General features: G+C 46.9%; 12 protein-coding genes. 1 reads left to right on the forward strand and 11 read right to left on the reverse strand.

The genetic code is table 11. The features are described from left to right. Nucleotides 1-20: 20 nt before the first annotated feature. From IC229_RS28145 to IC229_RS28195, 11 genes are all read right to left on the reverse strand, one after another. Nucleotides 21-1,022 carry a glycosyltransferase family protein gene (locus tag IC229_RS28145; protein WP_190891205.1) on the reverse strand — a complete coding sequence of 334 codons (1,002 nt, stop codon included), beginning with the start codon at nucleotides 1,020-1,022 and terminating at the stop codon, nucleotides 21-23. Then, nucleotides 1,023-2,267: a glycosyltransferase family 4 protein gene (locus tag IC229_RS28150; protein WP_190891207.1), complete on the reverse strand. Its 1,245-nt coding sequence runs from the start codon at nucleotides 2,265-2,267 to the stop codon at nucleotides 1,023-1,025. Nucleotides 2,268-2,408: 141 nt separating this feature from the next. Beyond that, nucleotides 2,409-3,602, reverse strand: coding sequence for a glycosyltransferase family 4 protein (locus IC229_RS28155; RefSeq protein ID WP_190891208.1), 1,194 nt, complete (start codon nucleotides 3,600-3,602; stop codon nucleotides 2,409-2,411). Continuing rightward, the gene (locus tag IC229_RS28160) at nucleotides 3,602-4,255 is read right to left on the reverse strand and encodes an acetyltransferase (RefSeq protein ID WP_190891210.1); all 654 of its coding nucleotides are present in this window, start codon (nucleotides 4,253-4,255) and stop codon (nucleotides 3,602-3,604) included. Before IC229_RS28160 ends, IC229_RS28155 begins: the two co-directional genes overlap by 1 nt. Nucleotides 4,256-4,368: 113 nt before the next feature. Then, complete coding sequence (locus tag IC229_RS28165) at nucleotides 4,369-5,073, reverse strand: WbqC family protein (RefSeq protein WP_190891212.1); 705 nt, start codon at nucleotides 5,071-5,073, stop codon at nucleotides 4,369-4,371. 16 nt (nucleotides 5,074-5,089) lie between these two features. Then, nucleotides 5,090-7,156 carry an ArnT family glycosyltransferase gene (locus IC229_RS28170; RefSeq protein WP_190891214.1) on the reverse strand — a complete coding sequence of 689 codons (2,067 nt, stop codon included), beginning with the start codon at nucleotides 7,154-7,156 and terminating at the stop codon, nucleotides 5,090-5,092. Nucleotides 7,157-7,232: 76 nt separating this feature from the next. Then, on the reverse strand, nucleotides 7,233-8,336 hold the full coding sequence (locus tag IC229_RS28175; RefSeq protein WP_190891216.1) for a DegT/DnrJ/EryC1/StrS family aminotransferase: 1,104 nt from the start codon (nucleotides 8,334-8,336) through the stop codon (nucleotides 7,233-7,235). A 59-nt stretch (nucleotides 8,337-8,395) separates the two neighbouring features. Continuing rightward, a complete protein-coding gene (locus IC229_RS28180; protein WP_190891218.1) occupies nucleotides 8,396-9,676 on the reverse strand; it encodes an ABC transporter ATP-binding protein in 1,281 nt (426 codons plus the stop codon). 82 nt (nucleotides 9,677-9,758) lie between these two features. Next, nucleotides 9,759-10,598, reverse strand: coding sequence for an ABC transporter permease (locus tag IC229_RS28185; protein WP_190891220.1), 840 nt, complete (start codon nucleotides 10,596-10,598; stop codon nucleotides 9,759-9,761). A 94-nt stretch (nucleotides 10,599-10,692) separates the two neighbouring features. Continuing rightward, on the reverse strand, nucleotides 10,693-11,811 hold the full coding sequence (locus IC229_RS28190; RefSeq protein WP_190891222.1) for a GumC domain-containing protein: 1,119 nt from the start codon (nucleotides 11,809-11,811) through the stop codon (nucleotides 10,693-10,695). A 17-nt stretch (nucleotides 11,812-11,828) separates the two neighbouring features. Then, the gene (locus IC229_RS28195; protein WP_190891224.1) at nucleotides 11,829-14,357 is read right to left on the reverse strand and encodes a polysaccharide biosynthesis/export family protein; all 2,529 of its coding nucleotides are present in this window, start codon (nucleotides 14,355-14,357) and stop codon (nucleotides 11,829-11,831) included. A gap of 251 nt (nucleotides 14,358-14,608) precedes the next feature. On the opposite strand from IC229_RS28195, the gene IC229_RS28200 reads away from it, so the two are divergent. Continuing rightward, nucleotides 14,609-16,504: a DNA topoisomerase IV subunit B gene (locus tag IC229_RS28200; RefSeq protein ID WP_190891226.1), complete on the forward strand. Its 1,896-nt coding sequence runs from the start codon at nucleotides 14,609-14,611 to the stop codon at nucleotides 16,502-16,504. Nucleotides 16,505-16,672: the final 168 nt, after the last annotated feature.

Below are 16,672 nucleotides of genomic sequence, written 5' to 3' on the forward strand. Positions count from 1 at the left end.
AAATGGGTAGGCCAAACAGGTTAAATTGACTCCAAAAGTGAAATCAACTGATTGAACGGCAGGTTAATCGCTTTACGAACACGCCTGTAACGTAGCATTTTTGGTGGTTTAATATAAACACAGGGGTATTTCCGGTATTGCTCGTTGTTGTTTGCCAGAAGCCGCTCTTTGTAAAGTTCAAAGACTGGCTTTATATCCGGCCGTTCATCGAATGTATAGCGGTCCTGATATTTTGATACGTTGTCAGGCTTGTAGGGATCGTAGCCGCTATAGTGAAAAAATTGCAAAAGCGGACCAGATTTATCAGCCGTATCCGAAACCTGCCATTGTTCGTCTTCATTGAGCGACAGGTATCGTTCGTGAATATTCCAGTATGCTACGTTATAGCCTGGATGGTTGTCAATCAATACGTTATCGTGGAAAACAGGCGCAAAATTCACCCATTGCTGATCGACAAACATGCCGCTGCAAAGGTCGATACGGCACTCATAAACCAGTCGCTGTTTCCACCAGTTCACAAATTGCCGGGCGGTATCGTCGTTACGTAGTCCAATAAAACCGAGGTTAAAAATGCCCGTGTTCAGATGATGCTGATCGTTCGGCCGTTTCCAGTCCGGGGTGGGGGAGCAGGTGTGCGGAGTCAGCAAGATGCTGTGCTGGTCCAAAGCCTGATTTAATTGAGTAAGCGGCTGATAAACAATGATATCTGGGTCGAAATAGATAATTTGCGTAACGTTCGGATACGTAGTATAGAAATAATCAATAAAGAAGGGCTTGACGGCCGTATTCAACTCGGTAATGTCGTAGCGATCGCACATGGCCTGAAAATCAGGAATGTGAATTTTATCGACCTCCACCATCGGATAATCCGGCATGAGGTCATCCGGTAGATTTGCTACGTCGAGTCTGTCGACCAAACCAATGATGTATTTATACTCGGGGTTAGTCTGACGTAGCGAATCGCCCAAAGTACGGGCCTGCGCCAGATAATTAACCGAGCAAATTGTAAAAGCAAGTACCATTTAGGGCTGTGTTTCTTTAGAACGCACGGCTGTTGTGTGAAGTGCGTCTTCAATCCGGTCAATACAGTGCTTCATCGACCATTTATTTTCTATCTGGTCCAGTGCGTCTGCTGATAATTTTTGCCAAAGTTCCTGGTCGCTGAGCACCCGCTCAATCGCACGGCCCATCTGGCGGGCATTTCGATGAACGAGTAATCCATTTTGACCATGCTGAATCGATTCCCGAACACCGCTTTCGGCTACGGCGACAACTGGTAATCCACAGGCATTGGCTTCCAGCGGAGCCAGTCCGAAAGGCTCAAGTCGGGGGGCATACACGAAAGCGCTGGCTCGATTCAGCAACGTGACCAATTCCTCATCCGACACCATCTTTTTTAGGGTCAACTTAACACCAGCATCCAGCGCATACTGTTGCATCTGGGCTTCATAATCTGGATTGGTGTAATTAGCCACCCAAACCAAGGGCGGGCGATTGACAGCAGGTATATGACTCAGCGCATCGATGATGAAGCCGGGGTCTTTCCGAACCTGGAAACTGGATGTGCAGATAACAAACGGCTCGCGATCTAAATTGAGCGGCCGGAAAATCTCCGTATCGACGCCCAGATAGCCTACTTCGGCATCTTTGCCATACACACGCGTACATGTTTCGGCCGAATAAATAGAATTAACCAGAACCTTATCAAATGTCCAGAAATTCTGTCGTTCTTCACGAAGGAGCACCCGGAATCGACGCTCCCGCCAGAGATCATTGATCAGCATACGCCAGTAGGCTAAACTGGTCCATTGAGGCTTCTCTTCGGGGGCATTCCAGGGCAAAGTGGGCTGAGCCTCATGCAGATAGCGCAACGGTTCGCCCAGATACAACAATGTTGGAATGGTCACGAAACGGGCAATGTAAGGAGCAGCGTAGGTCATGCAGCTATTCGCAAATAACACATCGAATCCACCTGCCAGAATCTGCTCCGCACAGGTTCGACTATGAGCTTCCATCGCCTGCATAGCAGAGTCCTGCTGAAACGTCATATACCCAATACGATCACTTGCTGGTACCGAGCCAAGAGGTGGGGCCAATGGCACAACGTGTATTGTGCCAATCGATTCAAAATCAAGGTATTGGCTATCGGCCAAAGGCGTGGTCCAAATTTCAATATGGTGACCGCGCTCTTTCAGCCCTTTTAGATGATAGAACATTGCGCGCTTACCTCCGCCACTAGGAAGGTTATGCCATACTGCAATTCTCATACTGAACTAGTTATGAAATAGCCATTTACATGATTATCTCAGAGAGTGAATTAGCATAAAAGCTGATTCTAAAATTAATAATTATGAATTTAACAATCATACTGTTCATAAAATCCTACACCCTAATTCGATAGTAATGGATTAATTTTCAGTCAAATGGTTAAACAAATTCACTATTGACTCAACACTTTGATGGGCTGGATGACGTATCAGAATTTTTTCTTTCAGTCGTTCACCCATTTTTTTGCGAAGTTCGGGTTGGTTTAACAATTCCTGAATTCGTTGACTCATGGTGTCCAGATCCAGATATGAAACAACAAAACCGCCATCATTTTCGATCAGTTCAGGAGAGCCGCCGGCCCCCTGAAAGCACACGACCGGCACATTGCAAAGCCCAGCTTCGAACACAACGAGCGGATAAGGATCTTCGCGCGAGCACAGCACAAATACATCGAAGCGGGTCATATAACGTAGCACGTCGGGCGTAGGCGGAATCAAATGTACGCAGTTCGACAGACCAGCCTTTTGAATATCCAGCAGCAAATCGTCACGTAACGACCCTGGTGGTACGCCTACCCAAACAAAATGAATGGGTTGTTTCGTGTTCTCAAACCGACCAATCACCTGCCGAGCCAACGTAACGAATAAGTCGTTGCCTTTGCGCCACTCCGCATTCCCGCAACCACCAACAATCAGTGCATCAGAAGGTACTCCCAATGAATCATAGATAGTCTCCTGCTGGCTTGCCAGCGTTACGTTATGTGCCAACGCGGGCGTATCAATGAGCGTATAGAGCGTGATACGTTCGGCGGGAAAACCATGTTCCTGAACGTAGTATTGAGCCGTAGCTTCCGATACCGCCAGCAAACGATTCGTACGACGTAGCAGATAAGCCAGCTCATCGGGCTTGGTATAGATACGTACTGAAATGGCCAGTTCATGCGCGAACGTAACGACTGGCGTAGTGTCGGGAATCGTTAACTGGCTGAACCAGTGACCGCTGGTAACGGTATTGACCAGAACAATATCAAAAGACGCCAAGTCCAGCTTCGCCTGGATGGACTGCTGTTGCGCCTTCCGCTGTCTGTCCTGAAATTGATGCCACAGACCTAGTTGCCATAACACTTTATCCGCTATAGCTCCCATAACGTATCGTTCAGAAGGAGGCCAGATGGTTACGGGGCAAATGGCCTGATATTCTGACAGAAGTGGACCACCGTCGCCAAGCAGAAGGTGCATCTGAATGCCTTTCTCTTTAAGAAGACGCAACAGATTCAATAAAACCAATTGAGCGCCGGCCCGATTGGCATCGTGGCCGATGAAGAGAACGTTCATCAATAGGCTTCGTAGCTGGGCTTTGGAAGTTTTTTAGCGGGGTTACCAAGGTAAAGTCCCCACTCTTCGGTGTCTTTGTAGATAGCAGACGCCATGCCCACCAACGTACCCGTAGCGATATGCAAGTAGTCCCGGATGGTACTATTGACCCCAAAAAAGCAGTAAGGCTCAATGACGCAGTGTCCGGACATCACAACATGTGACGTAAAAAATACGTGGTCTTTAATCTGGCCGTGGTGACCAATATGATTGCCGCTCCAAAGCACTACGTTGTTGCCAATCGTGGTGAAGGGCTGGATGGTATTATCTTCCAGAATAAAACAGTTTTCGCCAATCTGATTACCAAAAACCGTAGCTTTTGAACTGATGTACGAAACGAATTCGTAACCTTTGGCTTTGGCTTCCAGGTAGATACGTTCCCGATTTCGATTCATATTTCGACCAGTCATGGGGGCAAAAAACTTGTATTCCTGGGGTGGAAACAGCGTTTCTACCTCTTCGAACGCCACCAGTGGCAACCCTTTGTATTCGGTGCCTTCCATGTACTCACGGCTGACGGTAAAAGCCGCTACGTCGTGTTCCGAGTCATGTGTGAGGTAGAAATGCGCCAGTTCGGCGGTATCCATCACCCCAAAAATTACAACTTTAGCCATTTCATAAAGAGCGAAAGAGCGAAAGAGTGAGAGAGCGAAAAAGTGGAGATGAGGGAGACTATTGCCGTATTAGGCAGTCTTTCGTTCTTTCACTCTTTTACTCTTTTGCTCTTTCACCATAGTTCATATTCGTCCAGCATGGTCTGAACCGCTGGTACGTCGTTATTCATCAGAACGTCGATAATAGATAGCCAAGGTACAAACTCAGCCGTTTTGCCCAACTGGTGGTATTCGACTTTCTTTGACTTGATAAAATTCAATTGTATTCCGGCTTCCGCAAAAGTGGGTTTATCGTACAATTCGGTGCCACCAATCGGATTGATGTATTGGGTGGCTCCGGTTTGTCGACAAATGTCCAGAATGCGTTCCTGTGCCTTCAATGCTACGTTGTCGTAAATCGACGAGGATTTGACCAATTCGGTGGTCAGTCCTAAGTATTGATTTAATTCAATAAGGCCGAAATGCACGAGGTCGGCAATGGAATCAGTGGTAAAATTGACAATTTTTTCGGTCAATGGCATCACCGTTTGGTAAAAGGGAGCTTTCCGATAGCCCTGTTCAATAGTTTTCAGTAATTTACTCCGCCACTTTGGGTCGTCGGCAAGATGCACCTCGCTGATACGTTTATTCTGGCTGGCATCTTTCAACGGAACCGTAAACATAAATTCCTGCCCGTTGATTAACAGCCGGTTACGGTTAATCCAGCCCCGGTTGATAAACGCTACGTCGTCGTAGAGAACAAACGTATCGACAGCCTTCATGAGCTGCATATAGCCAATGTAAGGCAGGAAATAGGGCTGCATGATGGCGAGTGTCATAGGCAGAAGCTTACGGCTATTTCAGTTTTCGTAGGTAATAATCTTCTCCTGGTACAGTCATGGTAGCCCGCATTGTCGTGTCGGTTCCCAGACGTACATCGCCGGGTCGGGGTTTCATCACGGATTTGTCAAAGAAAAGATAGTCAGCGTTTTTCGGAATCGGTTGCAGCCCTTTTTCAAACGGATTGATGGCGATCAACCGACGCGATAAATTGGGGCCGTACAGTGGATATTCATAATCATCATTTATCGTTGCCAGTGCCACAGTAGCGCTATCGGGCACCAGTTCATCGAATCGCTTGTACGGAACGTACGTATCAGGACGGCCAATAGTAATTTGCCGAATACGATCGGATTCGAATACTGACTCAACATGTTTTCCGTCGGGTGATGTCCAGGCAAAAGGTAAGGCACGAATATTTAAAAAGACACACATTAAGGCTGATAAACAACCTAATACAGTAACCAGACCTACGTAACTTTTCCAGACGATACGTCCAGACTGCTCTACGTTCAGGCGTGGAGAAAGGAATACCAGCGCCAGAAACGTAACACCAAATAATCCCGTCTCGATAAAATACCGGCCTTTAAAGGGGTCGTAAGGAGCGGAGTAGGAGAGAGCCGCAAAATGTACCAGCAGGGCAATTCCCAGAAAAAAATGGGATGTTGAACGTAAAAAGCCAACCAAGACCAGTATCAGCAATGGAAAAATCAACCCGAAACCGAAGATACCCCAGTAGGGATTGGCATTGTAATACACAAAACGACGGTCGAAGACAAATGGCTGGATGGAGAAATCGGTTTCTTCGTCCAAACGCATGTGCAGCTTATCTTCCAGCCAGACCAGCGGCTGGCGCATAGCATGATTCAGTGCTGCTCCCGCCTGGGTGTTCCGAATGCCATCCAGATTAATGTGGTCGTAGCCATACCGTACTACGTTTCGGCTACCCTGTTCCAGCAAGTTGCTAAGCGGACCGGCCCGCTCAACTGACTGGTGTTTCAGAGCCGTTGGCGGACCAATTGGGTGCCCGAATACCTCCATATTTTTCAGGTAACCTGTCGGTAATGTCCACAGGCAAACGCCCAGTACGATTGCTGCCCCTAATCGCCATACCCGACTGAACGTAACAACCCAGGATGGTGACAGAAAGACGGTGTAAATCATAATGACGAACACCGACGGCAACAGTAACGCAAAGGTGATTTTGTGGCCGAATGCCATGCCAAACGCCATACCAGTCAGATACAGATAGCGATTATCCTGCGTCTGGCGATATGTAAACAGCATGTAGAGCAGTACGCTGAGATAAGCCGTCAGGACAATATCGGTTTCGGTGGTGATGGCCTGCATCAGAAAATCGGGCAGGAGCGCGTATCCCAGGGCGCAAAAAAAACTAGCCGATAATCGATTCTGACCAATACGTTGGACGATACCAAAAACAGCTATTATAGCCGTCCAGTAACTTAGGTGGTGAATGAATTTAAAACCGTTTTCGAACCGGCCTGTCATCAGAAATGAATAAATCTGTAGCGTACAGACACTTTTCGGGTAGGTGTCCATGTTCCAGTTAGTTCCACCAAAATGGCGCATCGTTCCTCGTTGAATGTATTGCATCACCCGGTTCAGGTGCCCGGTCATGCTGTCCCATTCGTTCGGAACTGTGAAGAAAACCAGCAATAAATTCGTAAAAGCGATAACTGTTAACGTAGCGAACAACGTAACAAACAGAAACCGCGAATAGCCCGAAAGTCCTCTGAACCAGACAGTAAATGTTTGCCTGCGCTCACTAACAAGCTGACGTACTGAAAATCGTCTGTTTAAAGACGCTTGTTTTGAAGAAGTCAGCCACTTTAGCAACGTACCAAGAACAGTGGCCGTAATAAATACCGAACCGGCCCAAACGATCGCGTTGGCTGTCTGGTAAAGTGCTGATAAAATGAAACCAGTTAAGATAACGCTGCCTGCTCCCAGCAAAAAAGTGGTTACCCACCACTCCGATAACGAAGGCCGACTAATATACGTGGCGATACGTCCCAGGTAAAAAAGAAACAGGAAAAGCGAAAGAAGATATAAAATGACCATACGGAATGCACGGGTGGAGCTGATGAATCGCTGATTTCAGATAAACCAGCCATCAGAAACCGGCCCGGTCGATACATTATACATTTTCGTCCACAAGGGCAACCGTTTCGTTGACGATGGTAGCTATTCGTTCGATGACCTCCTCGGACAAATCTGGGTACATGGGCAGGGAAAGCACACAAATGGCGGCTTCTTCCGAAATGGGGCATGGTTGGACCCCGGTTTTTTCGGTTGCAAACGGCAGGATATTGAGTGATGGGTAAAAGTACCGACGTGGTAGAATGTCCTGTGCTATGAGTGCATCCATGACACGTAGCAAAACTTCCTCCGACTCGAATACAACAGGATAATATGCATAATTGTATTCCATGCCGGGCATGAGTGTTGGCCGTTTAATCCGGCTGAAATCAAGCTGATTGTCGTAGATGTCAAAGCGTTTTTTTCGGTCAGCAATCAATTCGGGCACTTTTGGTAAAACACACAGGCCCATAGCCGCGTGAAACTCTGAATTTTTGGCGTTGATCCCGATGCTTCTGTAATCATCGTTTTTATGGCCGAATGAGCGGTAAAAATGCAATTTCTCTGCCATTGCGTCGTCATTCGTGACGATGCATCCTCCTTCAACCGTATGAAATACTTTGGTAGCGTGAAAACTACACGTACTGAGGTCGCCGTAACTCAGGATAGATTTGCCATTGTATTTAGCTCCGAACGTGTGTGCAGCGTCGTAGATGACCTTTAAGTTAAACTCGTCGGCAATCGCCTGAATTTCGTCAATCCGACAGGCATTTCCATACACGTGTGTAGCCATGATGGCCTGCGTGTTTTCGGTTATGAGTGGCCTGATTTTCTCCGGGTCGATGTTGAAATCGTCGGGGCGAATGTCGGCAAAAATAGGGGTGCAACCTTCCCAAAGCAGCGCGTTGGTCGTAGCTACGTATGAAAAAGGGGTTGTAATAACCTCTTTAGTGATATTCAGGGCTTTAATCGCCATCTGAAGAACAACTGTCCCATTGGAACAGAATTTCAGGTGCTTTACACCCAGATATTGCTTCAATTCAGTTTCCAGTCTGCGCAGCAAAGGCCCATCGTTAGTCAGATGTACCGTTTTCCAGATTTCCTCCAGATATTTGGTATATTCTTCAATATCAGGAAGATAAGACTTCGTTACGTTAATCATTAATCAATGGCTGTTTGCTGAACGTACCCAACGTATCAATACGTAACACGTTAACTAAATTACGGTTTGCTGCTTACGGCGGCTGGTTCTGTGACGGCTGGTTCCAGCATTTTTGTTTGGAAAGGAAACTGTGGCCGCACATATCCTGGCCATTTGCCGTACCAGGCAATTCCTTCCCGATAATCTTCTACATCAAAGGTAATGCCTTCTTCCATATTATACAGCACAGTAACGGTATCCTTCACAATCATCATGGAAATTGTATACGTACCGTCGTTCAGAAAGTAGCCTGGAATGGTGCATTCGCCCATAATAAGACCTTTCTCGTAAGCCGTCGATTGGGTTCCTATGTTAAAGATGCATTCGCCCGTCAGTGAGTTCAGGTGTAAGCTCAAATTCAGGTTGGCCCGATCCATCATGTTCCAGAACTCAAACTGTAATTTCATTGGCGTCCGAACATCGATACTGTTCGAATCTTCCTCATAATTAGGTATAAGCTCGATTCGGCGGATACGTACCAGATCATTACCGGGTGCCTCTTCAGGCGTATCCCATTGACGTAGCAGCCGAACTTTCGACACTTTGCTGAGGTAAGAAGCGATCACCTGGTTGGTTTCACCCTGTTCAATGAGCCGCCCTTTTTCAAAATAAAGCGTTTTGTTACATAGTGCCTGAACCGCCGTCAGGTTATGGCTTACGAAAATAATGGTACGTCCACTGGCCGAATTGTCCCGCATTTTACCGAGACTTTTCTTTTGAAACTCGGCATCACCAACAGCCAGCACTTCATCAACAATCATGATTTCAGGGTCGAGGTGGGCCGAAATAGCAAAACCCAACCGGACGTACATCCCTGATGAATAACGCTTTACAGGGGTATCCAGGAATTTCTCTACACCCGCAAAAGCAACGATTTCATCGAACTGTTTCCGGATTTCGCTACGTGTCATACCGAGCAGCGAGCCGTTCAGATAGATATTTTCACGACCTGTTAATTCGGGGTGAAAACCAGTTCCTACTTCCAGCAAACTCGCCACACGACCCCGTATCCGTACACTACCCGTGGTAGGTTCAATAATTTTGCTCAGAATTTTGAGCATGGTCGATTTTCCGGCGCCATTATGGCCTACAATGCCTACACGGTCGCCTTGTTCAATCGTAAAATTTACATCACGTAGTGCCCAAAACTCTTCGTGTGTAATGGTATTGTCATTTTTGTTACGTCCGAATATTGACCGAAGGTTTTCGGTAATAACATCCCGTAACGTATTAGCACCCTTGCCCTTTTGGTGGTCAATGATGTATTGTTTACTAATATTTTCGACAGTAATTACAGGCATAGTGTCAAGAATCATCAGTCATTCGTCGCTAGTCAATTGTTTATGTTTTCTATTGACTAGCGACGAATGACTGATGACTTAGTTAAATATCATCCACGAACGAATTTTCGCGACTTCGGTAAAAATAAAGCGATAAAATTAAACAAACGACGACAATAGCGACGGAAATGAACAAACTCTGTGGGTTAAAATAGGCTTTCTCACCGAGAAGCGACCATCGGAATCCATCAATAATACCCACCATCGGATTGTACCAGTAAAGCGGAGCCCACCACTCATTCGATTTCTCCGCAACCAACCGACTGCTGTACGCAATGGGGCAAATATAAAAACCCACTTGCACGATGAACGGGATGAGCTGGCCAATGTCGCGGAAGCGAACATTGATGGCAGCAAAGAATAACCCAAAAGCAAGTGAAGCCATCAACGCCAGCAGAATAAAAGCGGGGAGCATCAATAAATGCCAGTCAGGTATGAACCGATACCAGATCGCGATGACAATAAACAACCCTAGTGACACCAGAAAATCGACAAAACTAATGGCAATTGAACTGATGGGCATGATGAGTCGGGGAAAATATACCTTCGTCACCAGATTGGCGTTCATGGTCACGCTGTTGCTGATTTGGGTAAAAGCCGTTGAGAAAAATGTCCAGACGGTGATTCCGCCCAGTACCATCAGTGGATAAGGAACGCCGGGATCGGAGGGAAGTTTGGCAATCTTGCTGAAAACGAACACCATAATTAGCATGGTGGTGAGCGGGCGAATAAGACCCCAGGCTGTGCCAAGCGCGGTTTGTTTGTAACGTACTGATACGTCGCGCATGGCCAGAATATACATTAGTTCCCGGTTACGCCACAGGTCTCGCCAATAGTGCCGTTCGGAGCGGCCGGGTTGTATAAGTACTTCGTAGTTCTTCAAGTTGAAAAGCTGTAAAGTTATAAAGTTATAAAGTTGTAAGGTTGTAGAGTTGGTGGGCTTTGCGCCGAACTTTACAACCGTATAACTTTACAACTCATCCTTCCTTCATGATTGAGCGATACGTTTCGCGCAGGAAGATGATAATAATGGATAAAAATAAACCGACGGCGATACCTGCCTGTAGTCCCAGTGAGGCTTTTATTTCTTTATACAATGGGAAAGCCACCGGTTCGATGATCGTAAACAGCGGGGTTTCCCGAATGAGTGACAGACGCATATTGTCGGCCTGTTGAAGAGCTGTGTAGTACAGCGTAGTCAGGAAGCTCGAGTTGCGGGTTAATTTGGTTTCCGTAATACGGGCTTGTGCCACAACGACCTGCTGATTCTGGTCGAGGTACTGAGCCAGTCGGTTTTCGGTGCCAGATAAAATCCTCGCGATGGAGTCGGCCCGTGTGTTTAGCAGGTCGTACATCTCGCGGGTTTTCTTGGTTTGTTTCCGTTGATAATCCTCCTCAATCGTTTGGAGGTGTGTCGTCAGAAAGGATGCTGTTAGATGCTCGTCTTCCATCCCGCAACTAAGCGTCATAAACGACGATTTGCGTTCGGGTTGTTTTACGGTGATTTCCTTAATAATGCGCGAATAAATCGTCGACATGGCGATTTGCTCTGTGCGGGAGTACTCGCTGGGTAGTTTCGCTCGATCGAAATAAAAGGCACGTAACGTATCATTATCTTCCCACTCTTTGTCGCGAATGCCGCTGTGGCGAATGTAGTAGTTTACCAGTAGCGTGTCTTTCCCGTTGATGGTATCGTGCTTCATGAGTGTCTTTTCCACCACCGGGCGCGACCGGGCATAAATGAGAAAGTTATCGCCAGAGAAAATGTTTGCATCTGGCGCTCCACCACCCAGGCCAAAAGCGCCTGCCAACTGACTCAGTTCGCCCAAGCCACCACTTGATGAACCACTGCCCAGGTTGAACATAATGGACGAGTTGTAAATAGGGGCTTGTTTGTGGGTTATGTCGAAAATAAAGCCAATTACGGCCCCAATACCAGTCAGTATCAGCAACAGTCTCCAGTTGCGTTTGGCTACGTCTTTCAACTTGAAGAGACGTAACACCACCGATTTCGGCGAGATCTGATCCGGTGGCAACGCACGCGATACGGTTGGTGGGTTGGCGGTGGTGGTTGTCGTTGAATTAGTTGGATTCATAGGAAAGAAAAGCCGTTTTAACGAACTCGGGTGATAACTAAAATGGTTGTGACCAGGGTTAACAGCGAACCGGCTATACCAACTGTCGAATTCAGAATCTGCTGGGCCGTTAACGGAACGGATGTCTTCTTCGGAATAACGATTTCGGCACCGGGCTCAACACGTGGATACACGTTAAAGAACATGAATTTACGTGTCCGGTCAACCGAACCATTTGCATAAATCACAAACGAGCGACGACGCTGCGACTTGGCCGTAAAACCACCAGCGTTCGAAATGTAGTCCTGAAAATTCTGCCCAGAACGATATTTTACGGTGTTTGGCATTAATACTTCCCCCTGGATACGTACTGTTTCGAGCAGTTTAGGAATACGTAATATGTCGCCCTCCTGCACCATAATGTCTTCCGATGAGCCAGGTTTCGCCAGAATTTTCTTCAGGTTTATACCAATCGATTCCTGGCTATTGGCAGCAATGGTATCTGTTTCAACTGTAGACTGGGGGGTTGAAAGTCCATCTGCCAAGTCTTCACGCGCCTGTTTCCGACGAGTAATTTCATCTGGGCTCAACTTAACTAATCGTATCAACGTAGCACCTTCTATGTACGCCTGGGGTGTTAATCCACCAGCCTGACTGATCATATCTGAAACTTTCTGGTCTTTACTACGTATCGGATAGGAACCGGGAATGATCACCTCGCCCTCTACGTTGGCATACGTTTGCACGAAATAGTTAGGTGATCTACGAACGACAACCTGATCGAAGGGTTCCAGAACGATCTTATTATCATCCGCGCTGAGCGATAAATCGCGATTGACATTGAATCGGAATACCTCAGCTGTCTGTGCAGAAACCGAACGGGGGTCTGCATCTTTTTTCCGGCGAATCACCTCAACCTGCGAGGCCGCTGCCGATTCTTTCAGACCGCCTGAACGTAGCAACGCATCATTCAACGTCATATTGACGATGTAAGGAATCTCTGTATTCACCAGGTTAACTTCGCCCTGCACGGAAACAGTGGCTCGTTCGGTCAGATCGAAGCGGGAAGCCACGATAATCTGATCTTCGCGTTGCAGAGGTAGATCAGCTTCTGTACCAGCCAGAATATTGGCGAGGTTGACGGTAATGTTTTCCAGCGCCAGATCATCACGGGTCCGAACAATATTAACCCGACCTGTAAACGCATCTCCTTTCAGTCCTTCGGCTGCCGTAATCAGTTGTTTCAGTGTTGGGCTATTGTCAAGCGAATACTGCCCTGGGCGGTACACAGCTCCTTCTATAGTCACCTGATTCTCAAAGCGGTCCAGCAGACGTTCAACCGTAACGAGGTCGCCATCCTGCATAGCGAACGTACCAAATTCAGAACGCGTTACGTCGACAACCTTAATTTCACGGTCGGTCAGCCGCGATACTTTTACCCGGTTTTTGTAAGCCTGAGCCGCGAAATCACCCGCGTAGAAAAGCAGCCGTTCCATGGTTTCGCCCGGTAACATTTCAAAAATATTGGGTCGTTTAACCGTCCCCGTTATTTCTACGTGCTGGATGAACGTAGTAAAGCGAATGTTATCGTTGTCCTGCAAACGAATATCGTTACGTTGTGTACCGTTCAGCAAGTAGTCATAAAGATCGAGCGTAGCTGCAACCCGGTTGTTACGTATCAGCTGGACTTTGCGGAATGACCCCAGTTCGCTAGGACCTCCAGCCAGGTAAACGGCATTCAAAACCGTTGCCAGCGACGACATGGTATACGTACCAGGTCGAACAGCATCGCCCGTAACCGTTACGCGAATACTACGAATTTGGCCACCCAGTGATACTTCCAGGAACGTGTTCTGTGGGCCATACGATGATTTACGCAGACCAACAAAACGTTTCGACAGACGCTCGGTCAAACGAACTTTCGCCTGCTCAATTGATAGCCCGGACACGAAAACCGGCCCAATACCAGTTCCCTGCGCAAAATATACATTGCCATCGGGCGACACTTTCTGACTGAAATCGGTTTCTGTGTAGCCATACAGCTGAATATTCAACTGATCGCCAGGCCCAATAATGTAGTTACGGGGGGTGGCGATGTTCATATTCTGCGTAAACGTTTGTTTTAGATTTGGATCGTTGAAGATTGAAAACCCAAACAATCGCCGACGGGTTGCTTCCTTTTCAAGACGTTGCGACCGTTCGGCTTCGGTTTCATTACCAAGCTGAACACTATCCGGTTTCGCCTGGATGGTTGTATCGGCAGGGTCAGCGAGCGCACGTCCATCAGGAGCTGTTTGTATGTTCTGGCCAGCACTACCGTTTCGCTGATTAAGTTGCTGGCGAACGTTGGCTGGTAAATTGTTCGGATTCACGCCTGCTGGCAATGACCGACCACCAGCACCCGATGGCAATCCCTGGGTAGAAGGAATAATCTGTGCCTGGGTTATCAGGCAAGCTGCCGAAAGTAATATTGTGACTATGCCCGCGCGAAACCACCGACTGGAAAATGCGGGAGGAGAAAGAAAATATTTTGTTGGAAAGTCGCGATAAATTGACGGATTTTGCATAATTTTAAGAAGTCGAACAATCCTAGAAAGGGTTGGGACAAAGCTTTGTTAGTAACGTTATCCAGAGCCTTATAAGTACACACTACAGTTCAGTCGGCAAAGTAAGCGAACTTTTGTTGGATTATGAATACTTTTCTATTGTCCGGAGAGTTTTCGGACGTAGTGGTAGCATGGTATAACTATTCCGATGTTTGTGAAAACTAATAAAGCTCGTTAATGGCTCATACCTGTTTATTTGTTATCCATTTTGTATGGCAGATTTGCTAAATCAACCCGTTCAGTACAACGAAGATAGTATCCGCTCACTCGATTGGCGCGAGCATATTCGCCTGCGTCCGGGCATGTATATTGGTAAACTCGGCGATGGGTCGGCCGCCGATGATGGTATTTATGTGTTGCTCAAAGAAACCATCGACAACTGTATCGATGAACACGTAATGGGTCACGGTAAAGTCATTGATGTTCGCGTAACTGATCACCGTGTCGAAGTTCGTGATTTTGGCCGAGGCATTCCGTTGGGTAAAGTAGTTGAGGTCGTTTCTAAAATAAATACGGGCGGTAAATATGATTCGGGAGCCTTCCAGAAATCGGTTGGCCTGAATGGCGTAGGTACCAAAGCCGTCAATGCGCTGTCCAGTTATTTTCGGGTGCAGTCGTTCCGGGATGGACGTACCGTCTGGGCCGAATTTGAGCGGGGTGAACTCAAACATCAGGGTGAAGAAATAACCAACGAACGTAACGGTACATTGATTTGCTTCGAGCCGGATGATTCGGTGTTCAAGAACTTCCATTACATTCCGCAGTATCTGGAAAACATGATCTGGAACTACTGCTATCTGAATGCTGGACTGACTATTTCGTTTAACAAACAGAAATACCTCTCACAAAACGGTCTGCTCGATCTGCTACGTAACAAAACAGACGAAGATTCGCTACGTTACCCGATTATCCACCTGAAAGGGCAGGACCTCGAAATTGCCCTGACGCACGGAAATCAATACGGGGAAGAATATTATTCGTTCGTGAACGGCCAATATACAACCCAGGGCGGAACGCACCTGGCCGCGCTACGTGAAGCGTTTGTTAAAACGGTACGTGAACATTTCGGCAAAGATTATGACCCCGCTGATATTCGTGGATCAATTATTGCGGCTATCAGTATACGTGTTCAGGAGCCGGTTTTTGAGTCGCAGACGAAAACAAAACTGGGCTCGATCAACATGGCTCCGAGCTCCGATAGTCAGTCGGTACGTTCGTTTGTGCTCGATTTTGTGAAAGAACGCCTGGACGATTACCTCCACATCAATCCGTCGATACGTGATGCGCTCAAAAAGCGTATCGAGCAGTCGGAACGGGAACGTAAGGAACTCGCCGGTATCAAAAAATTGGCCAATGATCGTGCCAAAAAAGCGAGTTTACACAACAAAAAATTACGCGATTGTCGCAACCACCTGCCCGATTCGAAAGCGGAAGATCGCTACCTCTCTACGTTATTTATTACGGAAGGCGATTCGGCCAGTGGCTCCATAACCAAGTCACGTAACGTGCAACATCAGGCGGTGTTCAGCCTGCGCGGAAAACCGCTCAACTGTTTCGGACTGACCAAAAAAGTGGTTTACGAAAACGAAGAATTTAACCTGCTCCAGCACGCACTCGATATTGAAGACGGCCTTGAAGGACTTCGCTACAATCGAATTGTTATTGCAACCGACGCCGATGTAGACGGGATGCACATCCGGCTGCTTATGCTCACTTTTTTTCTTCAGTTTTTCCCGGATCTGGTACGTAATGGTCACTTGTACATTCTGGAAACGCCACTTTTCCGGGTGCGAAATCCGAAAAACCACAAAGAAACCAGCTACTGTTATTCAGACGACGAGAAACAAAAAGCCATCAATAAACTAATGAAGGGCGGCAAAAAGGTGGAGATCACACGATTTAAAGGACTGGGTGAGATTTCGCCTGAAGAGTTTGGCCTGTTCATTGGCGAAAATATGCGTCTGGAACCCGTAATTATGGAAAAGGAAACGTCGGTCCCGAAACTGCTCAGTTACTACATGGGCAAAAACACCCCTGACCGTCAACGCTTTATTATCGATAACCTACGTATCGAAAAAGATATAGACGAAGCTGCGCTAGTTGCTTGAGAGGTATAGATATTTTCTGATTAATACAAAAACGGCTACTGATTACCAGTGGCCGTTTTTTGTGAGCGAACATTCACTACGTACTAAGGATAGAAAAATAGTATAGAAAAGGGTTTTTAAGTAATAAATATAAACTGAGTAGAAATACATGAATAATACCGTAGAAAC

It is taken from the genome of Spirosoma profusum (assembly GCF_014699005.1).
In the GTDB taxonomy this organism is placed as follows: Bacteria; Bacteroidota; Bacteroidia; order Cytophagales; family Spirosomataceae; genus Spirosoma; species Spirosoma profusum.

What these genes read in the sequence shown, in the direction of transcription:
- IC229_RS28195 (WP_190891224.1), bottom strand. Translation starts at nt 14,357, where the DNA reads ATGCAAAATCCGTCAATTTATCGCGACTTTCCAACAAAATATTTTCTT.
- IC229_RS28190 (WP_190891222.1), bottom strand. Translation starts at nt 11,811, where the DNA reads ATGAATCCAACTAATTCAACGACAACCACCACCGCCAACCCACCAACC.
- IC229_RS28180 (WP_190891218.1), bottom strand. Translation starts at nt 9,676, where the DNA reads ATGCCTGTAATTACTGTCGAAAATATTAGTAAACAATACATCATTGAC.
- IC229_RS28145 (WP_190891205.1), bottom strand. Translation starts at nt 1,022, where the DNA reads ATGGTACTTGCTTTTACAATTTGCTCGGTTAATTATCTGGCGCAGGCC.
- IC229_RS28150 (WP_190891207.1), bottom strand. Translation starts at nt 2,267, where the DNA reads ATGAGAATTGCAGTATGGCATAACCTTCCTAGTGGCGGAGGTAAGCGC.
- IC229_RS28165 (WP_190891212.1), bottom strand. Translation starts at nt 5,073, where the DNA reads ATGACACTCGCCATCATGCAGCCCTATTTCCTGCCTTACATTGGCTAT.
- IC229_RS28175 (WP_190891216.1), bottom strand. Translation starts at nt 8,336, where the DNA reads ATGATTAACGTAACGAAGTCTTATCTTCCTGATATTGAAGAATATACC.
- IC229_RS28155 (WP_190891208.1), bottom strand. Translation starts at nt 3,602, where the DNA reads ATGAACGTTCTCTTCATCGGCCACGATGCCAATCGGGCCGGCGCTCAA.
- IC229_RS28200 (WP_190891226.1), top strand. Translation starts at nt 14,609, where the DNA reads ATGGCAGATTTGCTAAATCAACCCGTTCAGTACAACGAAGATAGTATC.
- IC229_RS28170 (WP_190891214.1), bottom strand. Translation starts at nt 7,156, where the DNA reads ATGGTCATTTTATATCTTCTTTCGCTTTTCCTGTTTCTTTTTTACCTG.
- IC229_RS28160 (WP_190891210.1), bottom strand. Translation starts at nt 4,255, where the DNA reads ATGGCTAAAGTTGTAATTTTTGGGGTGATGGATACCGCCGAACTGGCG.